The organism is Mycolicibacterium sp. XJ2546 (assembly GCF_053483195.1).
Genome location: NZ_JBEFRW010000010.1, coordinates 70,774 through 90,482, shown reverse-complemented (window position 1 = coordinate 90,482; position 19,709 = coordinate 70,774). Strand labels below are relative to the sequence as shown.

Sequence of the window (19,709 nt, the reverse complement as noted above, 5' to 3'; positions counted from 1 at the left end):
GACGATAGCCCGGGCTCATCCCGTATTCGGTTCCAAGGCGATCAGCGGCAGCGGCCGGTCGGTGAACGCGGCATAGTGCTCGGCCTGCGGGTACATCTGCACGAATCGTCGCAGCAGCCGGTCGTACTCGGCGCCCTTTAGTTCGCGGGGCCGCACCGTGCGCCGCTGGCGGCCGACGATCACCTCGCCGCTGCCGGCCGCCTTGAGGTTGAGCCACCACGCGGGTGTACGCGCGGCGCCGGCGTTGGCGGCCATCACCACCAGCGCGTCGCCGTCGCGCAGATAAAGCACCGGTGTGCTTCGGTTTGCACCGGTGCGGCGCCCGACGGTCTGCAGCACCAGCACCGGAGCGCCCGCGAACCAGCGGGGCAGGAAGCGGCCCCCGCTGATCCGGTACAGGTGGGCGTGCATTCGCGACATGGCGCGCTGGGCGCGCGGCCACCGGCGCACCACCCGATTGGATTGGCGGGCAAGGCGTTGGTGGTCGGGCATCGTGGTCAGCGCACCCGGTAGACGCGGTAGTCGATGTGGTTGGGCGACAAGATGTTGTAGCCGACGGCCACCACCTCGCTGAGCCAGTCGTAGCGTTCGTCGGCGGTCTCGAAGCTCGGCGTGGTCCGCACGTAGGTCTCGTCGAACCCCAACACCTCGCCCGCTGCCAGCCGTTCCATCCCGTCCGCCGGGATCTTGATGACACCGCCGGCGCGGTAGTGGATCAGCGCGCCGTCGTGGCTGCGCAGCGTCGCGCGTACATCGACCCGCCCGACACCGTCGCTGCCGACCATCAGCCAGTCACCGCCGCCGGGCAGGATCTCGCCGCGCAACCGGGGGCCGTCGATGACGCCGCCGGTCGTGTGGAAGGTCAACCGGGTGCCCAACGGTGTCGGGATCGCCTGTGCCGGTTGCAGATTGACTCCCATGTCGAAGAGGTGTTCCACCGGTAGCGCGGTCAGCATCGGCAGCTGCTCGACCGGCGTCGCGGCGGTCATGCCGTCTTCTCCAGCGCCGCATGAAGTTGCGTCGCGTCGATGAAGGTGTCCTTGCGGGCCACCAGGCCATCGGGTGACACGTTGACGATATCGAGGCAGTCGAACCGGATGTCGCCGGAGATCAGCGCCCAGTCCAGCACCCAGTGGTCTTGGCCGTAGAGGACGCGGTAGACCTCGAACGAGAACTGCGGAAACTGCTCGAAGAGTTCAGCGAAGGCGGTCCGGGCGTTCTCGCGTCCGACGACGGGCTCGCCGCCCATGTGCGTCCAGAACCGGGTGTCGGCGGTGTGCAGCGCGACGATCGCGTCGGGGTCGCGTGCCGCCCATGCGGCGAAGTAGCGCTCAGAGATGGCCTTGGGATCCACGGTGGCTCCGTTTCCTTTAGTTACATACTTTAAGTAGGTATTAACCTACCATGGGTAGGTAACGGCGGTCTAGAGCACCGCGAGCGATACCGCCGCCGCGGCGGCCAGGCACATCGAAGGGCCGTGCGGCACAGTGGTTTCACCACGGCGAACCGCCGTGACGATCGCCAATCCGGCGGTCAGCAGCGGTGCCCCCAGTGCCGCCAGCGCCCAGACATCGACGCCGAACGCTCCGGTCAGCGCCCCGACACCGGCCGCAAGCTTCACATCTCCAGCGCCCGTCGCCGTCGGCGCCAGCAGGTGCACGGTCAGATACAGCGCGAACAACGTGACGGCGCCCGTCGCCGCCGGAAGGCCCCGTCCCGCCAGCGTCGCCCCCGTGAGAATCGCCACCGCGCCCGGCACCGTCAACCAGTTCGGTAGCCGGCGTTCGGTGATGTCGAAGATGCACAGCGCCGCCAGCCACGCCAGCACCGCCGCGCACGCCACCGCCCCCACGTGCGAAGGCTAACGCGGTCAGCGGGTACCGCTATGCGCCGATTTTCTGCGCCAGGGTCGTGGATTAGCCCCGTGCCACAGCCTTCCGGCAGAAATGGGCGCCCTAATGCGAGTCGAGCGCGGCCCGCATCGCTTCCCTGGGCGCGGGCATTCCGGTGAACTGCTCGACCTGAGCGAACGCCTGATGCAGCAGCATCTCCAGACCGCTGATCACCCGGCCGCCGGCGGCGGAGACCGCGGCGGCCAGCGGCGTCGGCCAGGGGTCATAGATCGCGTCGAGCAGCACGGCAACACCGGCGACTGTGTCCGCGTATCGCGCGGCGACATCGGCGGGGATGGTGTTGACCACCACATCGATCCCGGTCAGTTGTGTGCCCAGTACGGCCCAGCGGGTCTCGAGGCCCAGCCGGGTGCCCAAATCGACCAATGGGCGGGCCTTGTCGGGGTTGCGTGCCACGATCGTGATGTCCTGCACGCCGAGTTTGGCCAGACCGGCGACGACGGCCGGTGCGGTGCCCCCTGAGCCCAGCACCGCCGCCCGGCCCGACGCCGCGCCCAGCGCCCCGGCGACACCTTCGACGTCGGTGTTGTCGGCGCGCCAGCCGTCGGCAGTCCGCACCAAGGTGTTGGCCGAGCCGACCAGTTCGGCGCGCGGGGTCCGTTCGTCGGCGAAGCGCAGCGCCGCGAACTTGCCCGGCATCGTCACCGACACGCCGACCCATTCCGGCCCGAAACCGCCTACCACAGAAGGCAATTGCTCGGCCGTGCACTCGATACGCTCATACGTCCAGCCGGCCAACCCCAGCGCGTGGTAGGCGGCCAGGTGCAGCTGCGGGGACCGCGAATGGCTGATCGGCGACCCCAGCACGCCGGCTTTCCGGCGATTTGTGTGCGATTTGTTGCGCTCAGCGCGCTTAAACGCACACAAATCGCTTACCTCGCGGAGTCGAGGACGCCATTGCCCATGGCCAGCTCGATGTTCGCCAGGTGCTGCTCGTAGTCGCGGGTGAACAGGGTGGTGCCCTGCATGTCGATGGTGACGAAGTACAGCCAGTCCCCCGCCTCGGGCCGCTCGGCAGCGGTCAGCGCCGGCTGCCCCGGTGAGCAGATAGGCGTGGCCGGAAGACCGGGCCGCACATAGGTGTTCCAGTCGGTGTGCTGGGCGCGGTCGGCGTCTGTGGTGGCCACCTCGATGCGGTCGAGCGGATAGTTCACCGTCGAGTCGAACTCCAGCGTGCGGTTCACGGCCAGCCGGTTGTAGATGACGCGGGCGACCTTGCCGAAGTCCTCGGGGGTGGCTTCGCGTTGCACCAACGACCCGACGGTGAGCACCTGATAGGGCGACATGTTCATCGCCATCGCGGTGTCGAGCAGCCCGCCCTGGGCGTACTGGTTTGCGCTGGCCGCGATCAGCGTCGACAAAATTCCTTCCGGGGACGCCGACGGGTCGATGTTCCACATGCCGGGCGCGATCAGCCCCTCCAGCCGGCGGTGGTCCGGGCCCAGCGCGGTGACGGCATCGGTTGCCCAGTCCGGCACCGACAGCGCCGCAGGCGGGGCGGCGGTCGCGATGTTCTTCAGATCCTCTGCCGATACGCAGCGACGTTCCCCGTCGAGATCCACGCACGTGGCACGCGAGATCAGCGACAGGATGCCGTCGGTGACCGCGTTGGTCTTGACGTCGCGCACGTCGTCGAGCTGACGACCCTCGGGGATTACCAGCTTGCCCACCCGGTTCTGCGGATCGGTCAGGCGCTCAACGGCATTGGAGGCCGGTATCTCGGTGCGGACCTTGTAGAAGCCGGGCTGAATCGACGAGATCGCGGTGTTGCCTTCGGCGGCGTTGAGGAACGCCCCGACTGTCGCGACGACGCGGTGCTCCTGAAGCGTCTGCCCGATCGCGGTGGTGGAGTCGCCGTCGTGGACCTGGATGACCACGTCGTTGACGCCCTCGCCGGCGTAGTCGTTGCCGGTGCCGAAGAAGGAGTGCCACAGCTTGGAGCCCAGGAACACCGCAGCGACCGCGATCACGATCAGCGTTCCCAGCGTCAACCCGCCGACGATCCGACGCTTGCGCCGGCTCCGCGCCTCGCGGATCCGGTCGGCGCGCGTCCTGCGGCGCCTCGGCGGACCGACCGCGACGGGCTCTGCACGTCCGCGGCTCCATTGGTCAGACATCCCCAACCTCTCCGTGCTGGCCCCTCGCAGTGCGGCGTTGATCCAACCAGTTCTGCAGAATCCCCACCGCGGCCGCCTGGTCGATCACCGATCGCTGACCCTTGGCGCGGATCCCGGCTTCGCGCAGCGACCGCTGCGCCACGACGGTGGTGAGACGTTCATCGGCCAACCGCACCGGCGTCGGCGCGACCCGGCGGGTCAGCGCGTCGGCAAGCGCGACGGCGTCCTGAGCCGACGTGCCGGAGCGGTCGGCGAGCGTGCGGGGCAGGCCCACCACCACTTCGACCACGTCGAGTTCGTGGACCAGCGATGCGAGCCGGCGGATATGGCGGTCGGTGCGGTCGCGCCGCACGGTCTCCAGCGGGGTGGCCAGGATGCCGTCGGGGTCGCTGACCGCCACCCCGATGCGCACGGTGCCCACGTCGACGCCGAGCCGTCGTCCGGGGCCGGGGTCCGGAGGATCGAGGGCACGTCCGGGCCGATCGGGTAGGCGGTCGGTTTGGGCCACGAGGTCAGCTCCGGTCTATCTCTGCGCGCAACGCGGCCAATGCCGCGTCGATCCCCGCCGCCCCCTTGCCAGAACCCTGCGCCAGTTCGGCCTTGCCGCCCCCGCGGCCGTTGACCGGTGCTGCCAGCTGCTTGACCAGGTCGTTGGCGCGAAGACCGAGGTCCTGGGCCGCCTGGTTGACCGCCACCACGAACGGGACGCTGTCGTTGTCGCCCTCAGCGATCAACGCGACGACCGCCGGGTCACTGCCCAGCTTGCCGCGGATGTCACCGACCAGGGTGCGCAAATCAGCGGCCGACATCCCGCCGGCCATCCGTTGCGCCACGACTCGGACCTTACCGATAAGTTCAGCGCCCGCGGCGGCATTGGCCGCGGCGGCCTTTGCGTTGGCCAGCCGCATCCGGTCGAGTTCCTTTTCGGCCGCGCGCAGCCGCTCCACCAGGTTGGCCACCCGTGCGGGCACTTCTTCGGACGGCACCTTCAGCGTCGACGCCAGACCCGCCATCAACGCGCGCTCCTTGGCCAGATGGCGGTAGGAGTCCAGGCCGACATAGGCCTCCACCCGGCGCACACCCGAGCCCACCGACGACTCACCCAGGATCGTCACCGGGCCGATCTGCGCCGAATTGCGCACGTGCGTGCCGCCGCACAACTCGAGGGAGAAGGGTCCGCCGATCTCGACCACGCGGACCTCGTCGGGGTAGGCCTCGCCGAACAGCGCCATCGCGCCCATCGCCTTGGCCGTCTCCAACTCGGTGGTGAACGAGTGCACCGCGTAGTCGGCCTCGACGGCCTGGTTGGTCACCTCTTCGATCTGGTGGCGCTGGTCTTCGGTGAGCGCGCCCTGCCAGTTGAAGTCGAACCGCAGGTAGCCCGGCCGGTTCAGCGAACCGGCCTGGACGGCGTTGGGGCCCAGCACTTGTCGTAGCGCCGCGTGCACCATGTGGGTGCCCGAGTGGCCCTGGGTGGCGCCGTGGCGCCACCGCGGGTCGACGGCGGCGACGACGGTGTCACCCTCGACGAACTCGCCCGATTCGACGTTGACGCGGTGTGCCCACAGCGTTCGGGCGATCTTCTGCACATCGGTGACGGCGGCCTTCGCCGAGGCGGATGCGCCGGTGCCGGTGATGTCGCCCTCGTCGGCGATCTGCCCGCCCGACTCGGCATAGAACGGTGTGCGGTCGAGGATCAGCTCGACGTGCTCGGAGCCGGCCGAGGTTTCGCGGTTGACGACGGGAACCCGTCGCCCGTCAACGAAGATCCCAAGAATCGTTGCCTCAGAGACCAACTCGTCGAACCCGGTGAACTCGGTGGGCCCGGTGTCGACCAGATCGCGGTAGGCCGACAGGTCCATGTGGGCCTGCTTGCGCGCGGCCGCGTCGGCCTTGGCCCGCGCGCGCTGCTCGGCCATCAGACCGCGGAACCCCTCCTCGTCGACGGACAGGCCCGCCTCCGCGGCCATCTCGAGGGTCAGCTCGAGCGGAAAGCCATAGGTGTCGTGCAACGTGAACGCGTCCGCACCGGACAGCACCGTCGCGCCGGAAGCCTTCGTCGCGCCGGCGGCCTCCTCGAACAGCCGCGATCCCGAGGCCAGCGTGCGGTTGAACGCGGTCTCCTCGGCCACCGCGATGCGTTGGATGCGGTCGAAGTCGCTGACCAGTTCCGGATAAGACGGGCCCATCGCGTCGCGCACCGTGGCCATCAGGTCGGCGACGATCGGGTCTTCGATGCCCAGCAGCTTCGCCGACCGGATGATGCGGCGCAGCAGCCGGCGCAGCACGTAGCCGCGGCCGTCGTTGCCGGGGCTCACCCCGTCAGCGATGATGATTGCCGCGGTGCGGCTGTGGTCGGCGATGATCCGGTAGCGCACGTCGTCATCGTGGTTGCCCTGGCCGTACCCGCGCGGGGCGAGGCCGGCGACCAGGTCGATGACCGGGCGCACGAGATCGGTCTCGTAGACGTTGTCGACATCCTGCAGCAGACACGCCACCCGTTCCACGCCCATACCGGTGTCGATGTTCTTGCGCGGCAGCGGCCCGAGGATCTCGAAGTCCTCCTTGGAGGTGCCCTCGCCGCGCTCGTTCTGCATGAACACGAGATTCCAGATCTCGATGTAGCGGTCCTCGTTGGCTTCCGGCCCACCCTCGATGCCGTATTGCGGGCCGCGGTCGTAGTAGATCTCCGAGGACGGTCCGCACGGTCCGGGGATGCCCATCGACCAGTAGTTGTCGGCCATGCCGCGACGCTGGATCCGCTCGCCGGGTAGGCCCGCGACCTCCTGCCACAGCGCGACGGCCTCGTCGTCGTCGACGTAGACGGTGGCCCACAGCCGCTCGGGGTCAAAACCGTAGCCGCCGTCCTCGACCGGGTTGGTCAGCAGCGTCCAGGCAAATTCGATCGCGCCCTGCTTGAAGTAGTCGCCGAACGAGAAGTTGCCGGCCATCTGGAAGAAGGTGTTGTGCCGGGTGGTGACCCCGACCTCGTCGATATCGGGGGTGCGGATGCACTTCTGCACGCTGACCGCACGCTTCCACGGCGGGGTGCGCTGGCCGAGGAAGTAGGGGACGAACTGCACCATGCCGGCGTTGACGAACAGCAGGTTGGGGTCGTCGAGGATCACCGATGCGCTGGGCACCTCGACGTGGCCCGCGTTCACGAAATGATCGAGGAAACGCTTCCTGATCTCGTGTGTCTGCACGTTGCTACTGTCCTCGCCGTCGTGTGTTGTTCTGCAGGTACCTGCGACTATGCGACCGCACTACAGTACCGGTCGCGGTTGGCGGTCCTGAAAGGTCAACGAACGGGCGCGGCTGGCAGTGCCGCCTCAGGCTCGATTGGATGTCGCCGACTCCGCGGCTCCGGCGACGAAGCTCAACCGCACCGAACGCCGCGGGTTGTCCCGGTTCAAATCGACGAGCACGACGCTCTGCCACGTTCCGAGCAGCGGCTCACCGCCCTGCACCGGCAGCGTCACCGACGGTGACACCAGCCCGGGCAGCACGTGGTCGGCGCCGTGACCGGGTGAGCCGTGGGCGTGTCGGTAGCGATCGTCGCGGGGCAGCAGCCGCTCCAGCGTGTCGACGAGGTCGTGGTCGGAGCCCGATCCCGTTTCGATGATCGCCAGGCCGGCGGTGGCGTGCGGGACAAACACATTGCACAGGCCGTCACCGCGGGAACCGCAGAAGTCGCGCACCGCGTCGGTGAGGTCGACGATGCGGTCTCGGGTCGTGTCGATGGTCAGCACGTCGGAGTCCACGCCTTCGAGCCTACGAGGCCGCCGAGCATTGACGCCCGCGTTTATTCGGCGAGGGCGCCGGGTATCGCACTCCCACGCCCGACTTGGAGGACATATGACCATCACCGGAGTCATCACGGCAATACTCATCGGCATCGTGGTGGGTGTACTGGGCCGCCTGGTCTTGCCGGGCCGCCAACCGATCGGCTTTCTAGTTACCATCCTGGTCGGCATCGTCGCTGCGTTCATCGGCACCGCGCTCGCCAGGGCGCTCGGTATTCCGACCGCGACGAGCGGTATCGACTGGTTGGAACTGCTTGTCCAGGTGGTCGTCGCGGCGATCGGCGTGGCGCTGGTAGCCGCGCTGATGGGCCGGAGGAACACCGGTGTGGTGGGCACGCGCCGCGGCGGAATGCTGCGGCGGTAGCCGCCAAAGTCGGGGTGTACGTTGCCGTCGGGGTCGGCGGATCGGGGTGGAGCGCGTCCCCCCAGCGCGTCCCTCGGTCACCGCGCCGCCCCGGCGGCAACCCATTTTGCCGTTGTATGACGCCGAAAGGGACAAACCGGCGGGAACGTGCGAGAGAAATCCACCGAAACGTTGGTCTCGGCGGAAGTAAGTACGTCAGCGCTTGCGGCGGATGATCGCCCGTAGCTTCTCCAGGCGGGCGGAGATCTCACGTTCGACGCCGTGGTTGGTCGGCCGGTAGTAGTCGACGCCAACCAGTTCGTCGGGCGGGTACTGCTGTGCGACAACACCGTCGGGGTCGTCGTGGCTGTATTTGTAGCCGATCGCGTTGCCCAACTTCTCGGCGCCGGAGTAGTGCCCGTCGCGCAGATGGGTCGGCACCAGCCCGGCCTTGCCCGCACGCACGTCGCTCATCGCGGCGCCCAGCGCCGTGGTGACCGCGTTGGATTTCGGCGCCGTGGCCAGATGCACAGTGGCGTGCGCCAGGGTCAGCTGCGCCTCGGGCATGCCGATCAACTGCACCGTCTGCGCGGCGGCGACGGCGGTCTGCAACGCGGTCGGATCGGCCATGCCGACGTCTTCGCTGGCCAGGATCATCAACCGCCGGGCGACAAAGCGCGGGTCCTCCCCCGCCACCAGCATCCGGGCCAGGTAGTGCAGCGCCGCGTCGACGTCGGATCCGCGGACCGATTTGATGAACGCGCTGATGACGTCGTAGTGCTGGTCACCGTCGCGGTCATAGCGCACCGCGGCCTGGTCCAGCGACTGCTCGATGGTCGCGACGGTCACCTCCTGCTCGGTTTCCGATGCCACCTCGAGCGCGGTCAACGCGCGTCGCGCATCACCGGCCGACAGCTGCACCAGCAGGTCGACGGCCTCGTCGGTGACCTTGACCTTGCCGCCGAGCCCTCGAGGATCCGCGATGGCGCGGCGCACCACGGTGCCTACCGCGTCGGCGTCCAGCGGCTGCAGCTGCAGGATCAGCGACCGCGACAACAGCGGCGCGACCACCGAGAACGACGGGTTCTCGGTGGTGGCCGCGACCAGCAGCACGACGCGGTTCTCCACCGCCGACAGCAGCGCATCCTGCTGGGTCTTGGAGAACCGGTGCACCTCGTCGATGAACAGCACGGTCTGCTCGCCGTGGGCGGCCGCGCGCCGTGCGACGTCGATGACCGCGCGCACTTCCTTGACGCCCGAAGACAGCGCCGAAAGCGCCTCGAACCGACGGCCGGTGGCCCCCGAGATCAGCGCGGCAAGCGTCGTCTTCCCCGTGCCCGGCGGGCCGTACAAGATGACCGAGGCGGCGCCGGAGCCCTCGGCGAGCCTGCGCAGCGGCGAGCCCGGTTGCAGCAGGTGGTCCTGGCCGACCACTTCGTCGAGGGTGGCCGGGCGCATCCGCACCGCCAACGGCGTCGACGCCCCGACCGGGCCGCCCGCGGTGACGCTCGGCTCACCGGGGACGTCGAACAGACCGTCGGACACGATCCCTGCTTACCACGCCGCTACGACGGCGGCGCGGCTGTCACGAAGTCGATCAGCTCCTCGACGCGCCCGATGAGCGCCGGTTCGAGGTCGTTCCAGTCGCGCACTCGGCCCCGGATGCGCTGCCACGCCCGGGCGACGTCGGCCTGCTCGGTGTGCGGCCATCCCAGCGCCCGGCACACCCCCCGCTTCCAGTCGACGCCTTTGGGGATCACCGGCCACGCCGAGATGCCCAGCCGGGCCGGTTTGACCGCCTGCCAGATGTCGATGAACGGGTGCCCGACCACCAGCGTGTGGTCGCCGCCGGGCCCGCGGCGGACCGCCTGCTCGATCTGGCTGGCGATGCGGGCCTCCTTCGAACCGGCGACAAGATGGTCGACGAGCACACCGAGCCGGCGGTGCGGCGCCGGCTCGACGTCCTCGACGATGGCCGCGAGATCGTCGACGCCGCCGAGGTGTTCGACGACGACGCCCTCGATGCGCAGATCGTCGCCCCAGACTTGTTCGACGAGTTCGGCGTCGTGGCGGCCTTCGACGTAGATGCGGCTGGCGCGGGCAACTTTGGCTCGCGCGCCCGGCACGGCCACCGAACCCGAAGCCGTGCGGGTGGTCTTCGGTGCGGCCCGCTTGGGCGCGGTGAGGATGACGGGCCGGCCGTCGATGAGGTAACCCGGCCCGATCGGGAACGGCTTTCTGCGTCCGCGACGATCCTCGAGTTCCATTCGGCCGTACTCGATCCGGACTACCGCGCCGACGTATCCGGTCTGGGCATCCTCGACCACCAGACCCATCTCCACCGGCTGCTCGGTGGAGCGCAGCCTGCCGGGATGCGGGTTGTTGGCCAGGATGTCGGAACCATAGCGATCAGCCACCGGGTGATCGTAGGGTCATCGACGCCTGCCGAATGTGCGGAGTCACCCGCGACACGCCGGTGGCGGCGTATGAGGCCGCACATTCGCCGCGGCGACGCTACGTCCGCCGCCTGCCGATCCGGACGGAAAGCTCGTCGGGCGGGACGACGTGGCCGGCGGCGCACCGGATCTGCACCGTCGCCTCGGCACCGCATCCCTTGTGCGCCAGGCGCAGCGGGGTGCGATTGGGCAGATGCCGTCGCCCCCACTCGAACATCGCCCACACCACCGGCATGAACTCGCGGCCCGCGTCGGTGAGCACATACTCGTCGCGGCTGCGCTGCCCGGGCTCCCGATAGGGCCGCCGGACCAGCAGACCCGCCTCGACCAGGTCGTTCAACCGTGCGGCGGCCGCGGCTTTGGTGATCCCGACGCGCCGCCAGAAGTCGTCGAACCTGGTGGTGCCGTAGTAGGCCTCGCGCATGACGAGCATCGCCGACTTCGTCCCGAGCACCGCCATCGTCTTTTCGATCGGACACTCACCCACCGCCGACCAGGCGTCCCGGTCGGCCAACCGCCCCTCCAGCACTGTCATGGAAGTCACCCTACCTCTGGGTTGTTCTTACTATACCCAGAGTGTATAGCTGAGTATAGGAAGCATTACTCAGCGTGGAGTGAGGAGAAAGCCATGACGGGACATTCGGGCCGCGACGCGGTCATCGTCGACGCGGTACGCACACCGATCGGAAAGGGCAAGGCCAACGGAGCGCTGCACGACGCGCTGCCCGTCGACCTCCTCGCCCACAGCCTCAAGGAACTGGTGGCGCGCACCGGAATAGACCCGGGCCAGATCGACGACGTCATCGCCGGCGCCGTCACCCAGGTCGGCGATCAAGCGGCCAACATTGCCCGCAACGCCGTGCTGGCCGCAGGATTTCCGGAGACGGTGCCCGCCACCACCATCGACAGGCAGTGCGGCAGCAGCCAACAGGCGATCCACTTCGCCGCGCAGGGGGTGCTCTCCGGCGCCTACGACATCGTGGTGGCCGCAGGTGTCGAGTCGATGTCGCGGACGCCGATGGGATCCAGCGTGCTACCCGGCAGCGACCCGTTCGGGGCGATGGCGCACCGCTATCCTGAAGGCCTTGTGCCGCAGGGCATCAGCGCCGAGCTGATCGCCGCCAAGTGGGGCCTGTCCCGTCAGCAACTCGATGAGTTCGCCGCGAGCAGCCACGAGAAAGCCGCCGCCGCTACGAAAGAAGGCCGCTTCGACAATGAGCTGACCCCGATCGCCGGGCTGGTCACCGACGAGATCATCCGCCCGGGCACGACGGTGGACACCCTCGCCACGTTGCAGCCCGCGTTCTACAACCCGGCGTATGAGCAGCGGTTCCCGCAGATCGGCTGGCAGATTACCCCGGGTAACTCGTCACCGCTGTCGGACGGCAGCGCAGCGGTGCTGATCGCCAGCAGCGAGGTGGCCGCGCGGCTGGGCCTGCAACCGCTCGCCCGCATCCACTCGATGACCGTCGTAGGCTCCGATCCGCTGTACATGCTGACCGGCGTCATTCCCGCGACCGAAAAGGTGCTGCAGCGTGCAGGTTTGACGCTCGAGGACATCGATCTGTTCGAGGTCAACGAAGCCTTCGCCCCGGTGGTGCTGGCGTGGGCCCGCGACGTCGGCGCCGACCTGGCCAAGACCAACGTGCACGGCGGCGCGGTCGCGATCGGTCACCCGTTGGGCGCCAGCGGCGCACGCCTGATGACCACGCTGGTCAACGCGCTGGAGCAGCGCGGCGGCCGGTACGCGTTGCAGACGATGTGTGAGGGCGGCGGCATGGCCAACGCCACGATCATCGAGCGGCTCTAGTCGGGGAAATCACGCTCTCTGGAGCTCGAAGACCGGGATGACCCGCCTCGTCTTGGCTTGGTATTCGGCGAACACCGGTGCCAGCTCGATGAGCTTCGGGTAGAGCTCATCGCGCTCGAGCCGGGGTAGCTCACGAGCGACGGCGTCGTACTCGGTGGTGCCCACCTCGATGCGCACCCGGGGGTTAGTCCGGAGGTTATGCACCCAGGCGGGATCCTTGTCCGCGCCCGCGTACGACCCCACGATGAACATCTTGTCCTCGACGGTGAAGTAGGCCAGCGGCGACAGCCGCGGCTGACCGGATCTCGCGCCGATGGTGTGCAGCAGCAGGAGGTGGCCGCCTTCAAACGGGCCGCCGACCTTGCCGTTGTTGGCGCGGAACTCGTCGACGATGCCGGCATTGAACGCTTTCAAGTCGGGAATTTCGGTCACGCGGTGTTGAGCGCGCAACGGCTCGGTGTTATTCCCCAGGCTCCATAATGAGCGGATGCGGGTGATTATCACGGGCGCCAACAGCGGCGTCGGCAAGGCGACGGCGGCGGCGCTGGCCGCGCAGGGACACAGCGTCGTCATCGCGTGCCGGACGATCGCCAAAGGTGAGCAGGCCGCCGCCGAGATGGGCGGTGACGTCGAGGTGCGCCACCTCGACCTGGCCGACTTGGCCAGTGTGCGGGCGTTCGCCGACTCGGTGGAAAGCGTTGACGTGCTGGTGAACAACGCCGGCGTGATGGGTATGCCGTTGACGCGCACCGCCGACGGGTTCGAATCCCATTTCGGCATCAACCACCTCGGGCACTTCGCGCTGACGTGTCTGCTCGGCGCGAAGATCAGCGACCGGGTGATCTCGGTGGCCAGTGCCACGTACCTGTTCACCCGCCTTCACCTCGACGACCTCAACTGGCATCACCGCAAATACGCGAAGTGGAGCGCATACGGCGAATCCAAGCTGGCCAACCTGCTGTTCGTCACCGAGCTGGCCGCCCGCGGTGTGCGCGCATACGCCACCGACCCCGGCGCCACCGACACCGACATCACCCGATCACTCGGGATGGGTGAGCATCAACGGATGCGGCGGCTGTTGCACACCCCGGCCCAGGGCGCACGGGCCAGCCTGCAGGCGGTGACGACCGACCTGCCCAGCGGCACCTATCTGGCGCCGCGGTTCAACCAGATCGGCCCGCCCAAGGTGACCCGGTTACGGCCGAAGGCACGCGACCGGGCGATGTCGCGCCAATTGTGGGATGCATCAGTCAAACTCACCGGATGTGACTGGGACTAGTCGGGTTTCGGCTTGGCGTCGATACCGGACTCCTTGCGCTGCTGCGGCGTGATCGGCGCAGGCGCACCGGTCAACGGGTCGAGGCCGCCGCCGGACTTGGGGAACGCGATCACGTCGCGGATCGAGTCGGTGCCCGCGAGCAACGCGGTGATCCGGTCCCAGCCGAACGCGATCCCGCCGTGCGGCGGTGCGCCAAAGGTCAAGGCGTCTAAGAGGAATCCGAACTTCTCCTGCGCTTCGTCCGCGCCAATGCCCATCGCCTTGAACGCGCGCTCCTGGATGTCACGGCGGTGGATACGAATCGACCCGCCGCCGATCTCGTTGCCGTTGCACACCAGGTCGTAGGCCTCGGACAGCACACTGCCCGGGTCGGTGTCGAGGAGGTCGACGCACTCGGGCTTCGGCGCGGTGAACGCGTGGTGCAGTGCCGTCCACGCGCCGGATCCGACCGCGACGTCACCGTGCGCGGCCGCTTCGTCCGCCGGCTCGAACATCGGGAAGTCGACCACCCAGACGAACGCCCAGGCAGCTGTGTCGATCATGTCCAGCCGCTTGGCGATCTCGACGCGGGCCGCGCCCAGCAGCGCGCGTGAGGACTTGGCCGGTCCGGCCGAGAAGAACACGCAGTCCCCCGGTGACGCGCCGACGGCCCCGGCCAGCCCTTCGCGTTCGGCTTCGGAGAGGTTCTTGGCCACTGGGCCGCCCAGCGTGCGGTCCTCGTTGACCAGCACATAGGCCAGTCCACGGTGGCCGCGCTGTTTGGCCCATTCCTGCCAGGCGTCAAGTGTGCGCCGCGGCTGCGACGCCCCACCCGGCATCACGACAGCGCCGACGTAGGGCGCCTGGAACACCCGGAACGGGGTGTCCTTGAAATAGTCGGTCAGCTCGACGAGTTCGAGGCCGAACCGCAGATCGGGTTTGTCGGTGCCGAACCGGCGCATCGCCTCGGCGTAGGTCATCCGCGGTAGCGGCGTGGGCACGTGATAGCCGATCAACGCCCACAGCGCGGTCACGATCTCCTCGGAGATCGCGATGACGTCCTCGGTGTCGACGAAGCTCATCTCCATGTCGAGCTGGGTGAACTCCGGCTGGCGGTCGGCGCGGAAGTCCTCGTCGCGGTAGCACCGCGCGATCTGGTAGTAGCGCTCCATGCCCGCCACCATCAGCAACTGCTTGAACAGCTGCGGGCTCTGCGGCAGCGCATAGAACGTCCCGGGCTGCAGCCGCGCGGGCACCAGGAAGTCGCGCGCCCCCTCCGGCGTCGACCGCGTCATCGTCGGCGTCTCGATCTCAACGAAGTCATGGCGCGCGAGCACCTCACGCGCCGCCGCATTCACCTTGGAGCGCAACCGGATTGCGCTGCCGGGTCCCTCCCGCCGCAGGTCGAGGTAGCGGTACTTGAGGCGGGTCTCCTCGCCGGGCTGCTCGTCGAGTTGGAACGGCAGCGGTGCGCTCTCTCCCAGCACCGTCAGCGACGTCGCGTTGACCTCGATCTCGCCGGTGGGAATCTCGGGGTTCGCGTTGCCCTCGGGCCGGATCTCGACGACGCCGTCGACGGCGATGCAGAACTCCGCGCGCAGCCGGTGGGCCACCTCGAGCACCTCGGGTTCGCGGAACACCACTTGCGACACCCCGGATGCGTCGCGCAGATCGATGAAGATGACCCCGCCATGGTCGCGGCGGCGTGCCACCCAGCCGGCCAACGTCACCTTCTGACCGGCGTCGGCGGGCCGCAACGACCCGGCGGCGGAACTGCGCAGCACTGAAACTCCTGAGGAAATCGGCTGATGGGACAACTGCCCAAGTGTAAAGGTGTCGTTTTGCCCGGTAGCTTGGCCTGCGTGCGCACCACCATCGCCGTCGTCGGCCCCGGCGCGATCGGCTCCACCGTGGCGGCGCTGCTGCATGCGGCCGGCCACCAGGTGATGTTGTGCGGGCGCACACCGCGTGCCGCGATCGAGGTGAGGCCGGAGAACGGCGCGCCGATCGTGGTGCCCGGGCCGGTACTGACCGACCCGGCGCGCGTCGACCGCCCGGTCGACGTGGTGCTGCTGGCGGTCAAGGACACCCAGAACGCCGGCGCGGCGCCCTGGCTGGCCAGGTTGTGCGACGAACGCACCGTGATCGCCGCGCTGCAGAACGGCGTCGAACAAGTCGAGCGTGTCGGACGTTACTACCCCGCGTCGACGGTCGTGCCTGTGGCCGTGTGGATTTCGGCAGAACCGGCACCGCGGGGCCACATCCGGTTGCGCACAGCGGCGCGGCTGGTGCTGCCCGAGCTCCCCGCCGCGCACACGATCGTCGACCTGTTCGAGGGCAGCGCGGTCGCCGTCGAGATCGATCCGAACTTCCTCAGCGCGGCGTGGCACAAACTTCTCGTCAACGCGGTTGTGGGGTTCATGGTGCTGACCGGGCGCCGGGCCGGCATGTTCCGCCGCGACGACGTGGCCAGCCTGGCGCGCCGCTATCTCGCCGAGTGCCTGGCCGTGGCGCGCGCCGACGGCGCGAAGTTGGGCGAGGAGGTGATCGAACAGGTCGTCAACCTGCTCGCCAAGTCGCCGGATGACATCACCACGTCGATGCTCACCGACCGCCAGGCTGGGCGGCAGTTGGAGTGGGACATCCGCAACGGCGTGATCCTGCGCAAAGCGGACGAGTACGGCCTCGCCACCCCGATCAGCGACGTGATCGTGCCGCTGCTGGCCGCCGCGAGCGACGGGCCCGGATAATTTCACAGGCCGCGCCGAACGGCGATATCGTTTTCCGGCACGATCGAGCGACGGCCTCCCGGAGGCGGGCGGATGAAAGCACCGGCGCGCTGCCCCACCTGCGCTACCGAAGCGCGTGTCGGCGCCCGGTTCTGCGACAGGTGCGGAACACCGCTAGACCAGCCTCACATCGCCGAGTACAAGCAGGTGACGGTGCTGTTCGCCGACGTGGTCCGGTCGATGGACATCGCCGCGGCGCTAGGCCCGGAACGGCTGCGGGAAGTCATGACGGAGCTCGTGTTCCGCGCCACAACCGTCATCCGCAGCTACGACGGCACCGTGAACCAATTCACCGGCGACGGAATCATGGCGCTGTTCGGCGCTCCGCGAGCATTGGAGGATCACGCTCGTCGGGCATGTCTGGCCGCGCTCGACGTCCAGAAGGAGGTTCGTGTGCTGGCCGCGGAGACCGCTCGCAGTGACGGGATCTCACTGCAGCTGCGGATCGGGCTCAACTCCGGCATGGTTGTCGCCGGCGACATCGGTCCCGACGCTCTCGCCTACACGGCGATGGGTGAGCACGTCGGAATGGCCCAACGGATGGAATCGGTCGCGCCCCCCGGTGGCGTGATGCTCAGCGATACGACGGCCAGGTTGGTCGACGGCGACACACGGCTCAGCGAGCGACTGTTCGTGCGGATCAAAGGGGCATCCGAGCCGGTGACCGCACGCCGGCTCCTGGCCGTCGGCGACCATCGCCGCGCAGGCAGCGCACGACCCCGCTGGTGGGCCGAGGTCGAGAAATGAGCGTGATAGCGGCCGCGTTCGAGGAGGCGATCAGCGGCCGCGGGCGCGTCATCGGAATCAAGGGCGCACCCGGGATCGGCAAGAGCCGGATTACCCAGGAAGCTGTGGCAAGAGCTGCGAACCGCGGCCTCGACGTCTATTCGGCGTACTGCGAATCGCATTCCAGCCAAATTCCATTCTTCGCCGCCGCCGAGCTACTGCGCTCCTTCTTCGGTGTGGACGGGTTGGACCCGGCTGATGCCGCGCTCAGGGTCCGAACCAAGGTGCCCAAAGCTGATCCCGAGGATCTCGACCTCCTTCACGATCTGCTCGGTATCGGTAACCACGGCGCAGGCAGTGGTATCGACCCGGACGCGCGCAGGCGTCGGCTCGCCAGATTGCTCGCCGCGGCTCTGCTGGCACGCACTGAACCCGCTCTGTATGTGATCGACGATGTTCAGTGGATCGATGCCGTAAGCGAATCGCTACTCACCGATTTCCTCTCCACGGTTCCGAAAACGGCTGCGCTGGTTCTGATCACGTACCGCCCCGAGTATCGCGGCGTGCTGAGCCAAACAGGCGAAACAGGTGTGGCCGCTGACGTGATCCCGCTGAGCCCGCTGGACCGCTCGCAGACATCGACCCTGTTGGCCGAGTTGTTGGGGTCAGATCCGTCCGTCGCACAGATCGCCGAGCGCGTAGCCGACCGCGGCGCAGGCAACCCGTTCTTCATCGAGGAGATCGTGCGTGATCTGGCTGAGCGCGGGATTCTTGACGGCGGGCGCGGCGCCTACGTCTACCGCGGCGACGGTGAGGTCAGCGTTCCGCCGACCGTCCAGGCCACCATCGCCGCCCGCATCGATCGCCTCGGCGCGGCCGCCAAGCGTACGCTCAACGCGGCATCGGTGATCGGTTCGTCGTTCGGGGTTCGGCTGCTGAGTGCACTCGATGTCACCGAGGTGGCCGAGCTGATCGATGCCGAGCTCGTCGAACCTGTGTCGATGTCGGAGTACGCATTCCGACATCCGTTGATCCGCGCGGTCGCCTACGAGTCGCAGCTCAGGTCGAGCCGTTCACAGCTGCACCGGCAGGTCGCGGCCGCCGTCGAACATCAGGATCCGTCGTCAGTGGACAAGAATGCCGCCCTGATCGCGACGCACCTCGAGGCAGCGGGCGACCTTCACGGGGCCTTCGATTGGCACATGCGGGCCGGGACCTGGTCAGTGCACCGCAATATTGCCGCCGCGCGGATGAGCTGGGAGCGGGCGCGTGCGGTGGCAGAAATGCTGCCCGGAGACGATCCCGACCGGTTGTCAATGCGTATTGCCCCGCGAACCTTGTTGTGCGCCACCATCTGGCGCGTCGGCGGGAGCCTTGCCGACGTGGGCTTCGAAGAGCTGCGCGAGCTCGCGACAGCGGCAGATGACAAGCGATCGTTGGCGCTCGGGATGACGGGGCTGGTGCAGATGCTCAACTTCTACGGTAAATATTCCGAAGCGTCGCTGCTGGCCACTGAGTTCGTCGACCTGCTGGAATCTATCGACGATCCCGAAATTACCGTGGCACTGATGTCCATCCCGATCATTGCGAAGTGGGACGCGGGCGAAATGGCCGAAGCCTTGAGACTGGCAGAACGCGCCATCGAACTCTCCAACGGCGACCCTTGTATGGGCAACATGATCATCGGTTCGCCGCTTGCATTTGCCCTCGTACTCCGCGCGTCAGCGGCATCCATCCTCGGAATCGACGGGTGGAAGCAGGGTTACGATCGAGCCATCGAGCTGGCCCGTGCGGTGGACAGGTTCACCTTCTGCGCCACGGTGATGTTCAAGTACATCGCGGTTGAGAATTGGGCGTTGCTTCCCGATGACGCGGCAATGCGCGACACCGCTGAGGCATTGGCAGTCGCGCAGCAATTCGGCGACGACTTCTCGCTGACGACTTGCGAATTCGTGCGTGGCACGGTGTTGGTGCGGCGCGACGACACTGATCGCGAACACGGGTTCGAACTACTCGCCAGGTGTCGGAAGGTGGCACTAGACCACCGCTTCACGGTCATCGCAGCATGGTGCGCCGACCTTGACGTCGCCGCGGAGAAGATACGGACGGGTGACTTCGATACGGCGATCGACCTGTGCCGCGGCGTCCTCGAGGAGCAGGTCCGCGGGGGCGAGATGATGAATCGAGGATGGACCACCACGGTGCTTGTTGACGCGCTGCTTCGGCGTCGAGGCCCGGGAGATCTCGAACAGGCCCAAGCGGCCGTAGATCGGTTGGCCGCCATGCCGACCGAACCCGTTTACCTCTACCACGAGCTACCCCTGCTGCGGATGAGGGCAATGCTGGCGCAGGCGCGCGGTGACGACGCTACCTATGCCGACCTCCGTGAGCGCTACCGTGTCCGTGCGGAGGAGGTCGGCATGGAGGGCCATATCGCGATCGCTCGTGCGATGGACTAGACACCGAAACCGACGAAATGGTCGATTCACCC

20 protein-coding genes are annotated in these 19,709 nt (G+C 68.0%); 6 read left to right on the top strand and 14 right to left on the bottom strand.

Annotation, left to right across the window (positions count from 1 at the left end):
- Positions 1–15: 15 nt before the first annotated feature.
- The 9 genes from ABQE44_RS17350 to ABQE44_RS17310 form a co-directional block, all read right to left on the bottom strand.
- The gene (locus ABQE44_RS17350; protein ID WP_448391241.1) at positions 16–492 is read right to left on the bottom strand and encodes a nitroreductase/quinone reductase family protein; all 477 of its coding nucleotides are present in this window, start codon (positions 490–492) and stop codon (positions 16–18) included.
- A gap of 5 nt (positions 493–497) precedes the next feature.
- Positions 498–989, bottom strand: coding sequence for a DUF3237 domain-containing protein (locus tag ABQE44_RS17345; RefSeq protein WP_448431025.1), 492 nt, complete (start codon positions 987–989; stop codon positions 498–500).
- Entirely contained in the window at positions 986–1,354 is a 369-nt protein-coding gene (locus ABQE44_RS17340) for a nuclear transport factor 2 family protein (protein ID WP_448431023.1), read from the bottom strand. The genes ABQE44_RS17345 and ABQE44_RS17340 overlap by 4 nt, the downstream gene beginning before the upstream one ends.
- Before the next feature lie 69 nt (positions 1,355–1,423).
- Positions 1,424–1,852, bottom strand: coding sequence for a prepilin peptidase (locus ABQE44_RS17335; protein ID WP_448431021.1), 429 nt, complete (start codon positions 1,850–1,852; stop codon positions 1,424–1,426).
- Positions 1,853–1,955: 103 nt separating this feature from the next.
- Complete coding sequence (locus ABQE44_RS17330; RefSeq protein WP_448431019.1) at positions 1,956–2,780, bottom strand: shikimate dehydrogenase; 825 nt, start codon at positions 2,778–2,780, stop codon at positions 1,956–1,958.
- A 5-nt stretch (positions 2,781–2,785) separates the two neighbouring features.
- Positions 2,786–4,030 (bottom strand): endolytic transglycosylase MltG, encoded by a 1,245-nt coding sequence (locus ABQE44_RS17325; RefSeq protein WP_448391236.1) that lies wholly within the window; start codon positions 4,028–4,030, stop codon positions 2,786–2,788.
- Positions 4,023–4,538, bottom strand: a complete 516-nt coding sequence (gene ruvX / locus ABQE44_RS17320; protein WP_448391235.1) for a Holliday junction resolvase RuvX — start codon at positions 4,536–4,538, stop codon at positions 4,023–4,025. The genes ABQE44_RS17325 and ruvX overlap by 8 nt, the downstream gene beginning before the upstream one ends.
- 4 nt (positions 4,539–4,542) lie before the next feature.
- Complete coding sequence (gene alaS, locus ABQE44_RS17315) at positions 4,543–7,236, bottom strand: alanine--tRNA ligase (RefSeq protein ID WP_448431017.1); 2,694 nt, start codon at positions 7,234–7,236, stop codon at positions 4,543–4,545.
- Positions 7,237–7,362: 126 nt separating this feature from the next.
- Positions 7,363–7,794, bottom strand: a complete 432-nt coding sequence (locus tag ABQE44_RS17310; RefSeq protein ID WP_448391233.1) for a secondary thiamine-phosphate synthase enzyme YjbQ — start codon at positions 7,792–7,794, stop codon at positions 7,363–7,365.
- 94 nt (positions 7,795–7,888) lie between these two features.
- Between ABQE44_RS17310 and ABQE44_RS17305 the strand changes: the two genes are divergently transcribed.
- Entirely contained in the window at positions 7,889–8,200 is a 312-nt protein-coding gene (locus tag ABQE44_RS17305; RefSeq protein WP_448391232.1) for a GlsB/YeaQ/YmgE family stress response membrane protein, read from the top strand.
- Between the two features lie 195 nt (positions 8,201–8,395).
- On the opposite strand, the gene ABQE44_RS17300 is transcribed toward ABQE44_RS17305, so the two are convergent.
- The 3 genes from ABQE44_RS17300 to ABQE44_RS17290 form a co-directional block, all read right to left on the bottom strand.
- Positions 8,396–9,724 (bottom strand): replication-associated recombination protein A, encoded by a 1,329-nt coding sequence (locus ABQE44_RS17300; protein ID WP_448391231.1) that lies wholly within the window; start codon positions 9,722–9,724, stop codon positions 8,396–8,398.
- Between the two features lie 20 nt (positions 9,725–9,744).
- Positions 9,745–10,596 (bottom strand): DUF3097 domain-containing protein, encoded by an 852-nt coding sequence (locus ABQE44_RS17295; protein WP_448431015.1) that lies wholly within the window; start codon positions 10,594–10,596, stop codon positions 9,745–9,747.
- Positions 10,597–10,693: 97 nt separating this feature from the next.
- Positions 10,694–11,170 carry a winged helix-turn-helix transcriptional regulator gene (locus ABQE44_RS17290; RefSeq protein ID WP_448391229.1) on the bottom strand — a complete coding sequence of 159 codons (477 nt, stop codon included), beginning with the start codon at positions 11,168–11,170 and terminating at the stop codon, positions 10,694–10,696.
- Positions 11,171–11,263: 93 nt separating this feature from the next.
- On the opposite strand from ABQE44_RS17290, the gene ABQE44_RS17285 reads away from it, so the two are divergent.
- The gene (locus tag ABQE44_RS17285) at positions 11,264–12,445 is read left to right on the top strand and encodes a thiolase family protein (protein ID WP_448391228.1); all 1,182 of its coding nucleotides are present in this window, start codon (positions 11,264–11,266) and stop codon (positions 12,443–12,445) included.
- Between the two features lie 9 nt (positions 12,446–12,454).
- Here ABQE44_RS17285 and ABQE44_RS17280 read toward each other — a convergent pair whose 3' ends face one another.
- Positions 12,455–12,877 carry a nitroreductase family deazaflavin-dependent oxidoreductase gene (locus ABQE44_RS17280; protein WP_448391227.1) on the bottom strand — a complete coding sequence of 141 codons (423 nt, stop codon included), beginning with the start codon at positions 12,875–12,877 and terminating at the stop codon, positions 12,455–12,457.
- A gap of 55 nt (positions 12,878–12,932) precedes the next feature.
- Between ABQE44_RS17280 and ABQE44_RS17275 the strand changes: the two genes are divergently transcribed.
- A complete protein-coding gene (locus tag ABQE44_RS17275; RefSeq protein ID WP_448391225.1) occupies positions 12,933–13,724 on the top strand; it encodes an SDR family NAD(P)-dependent oxidoreductase in 792 nt (263 codons plus the stop codon).
- Here the strand turns inward: ABQE44_RS17275 and aspS are convergent.
- Positions 13,721–15,487: an aspartate--tRNA ligase gene (gene aspS, locus ABQE44_RS17270; protein WP_448431013.1), complete on the bottom strand. Its 1,767-nt coding sequence runs from the start codon at positions 15,485–15,487 to the stop codon at positions 13,721–13,723. The two genes, ABQE44_RS17275 and aspS, sit on opposite strands and share 4 nt — an antisense overlap.
- A gap of 78 nt (positions 15,488–15,565) precedes the next feature.
- On the opposite strand from aspS, the gene ABQE44_RS17265 reads away from it, so the two are divergent.
- From ABQE44_RS17265 to ABQE44_RS17255, 3 genes are all read left to right on the top strand, one after another.
- Positions 15,566–16,453 carry an oxidoreductase gene (locus tag ABQE44_RS17265; protein ID WP_448431012.1) on the top strand — a complete coding sequence of 296 codons (888 nt, stop codon included), beginning with the start codon at positions 15,566–15,568 and terminating at the stop codon, positions 16,451–16,453.
- A gap of 72 nt (positions 16,454–16,525) precedes the next feature.
- Positions 16,526–17,239: an adenylate/guanylate cyclase domain-containing protein gene (locus ABQE44_RS17260; protein WP_448431010.1), complete on the top strand. Its 714-nt coding sequence runs from the start codon at positions 16,526–16,528 to the stop codon at positions 17,237–17,239.
- Positions 17,236–19,677 (top strand): ATP-binding protein, encoded by a 2,442-nt coding sequence (locus tag ABQE44_RS17255; RefSeq protein WP_448431008.1) that lies wholly within the window; start codon positions 17,236–17,238, stop codon positions 19,675–19,677. The genes ABQE44_RS17260 and ABQE44_RS17255 overlap by 4 nt, the downstream gene beginning before the upstream one ends.
- The last annotated feature ends 32 nt before the right edge of the window (positions 19,678–19,709 follow it).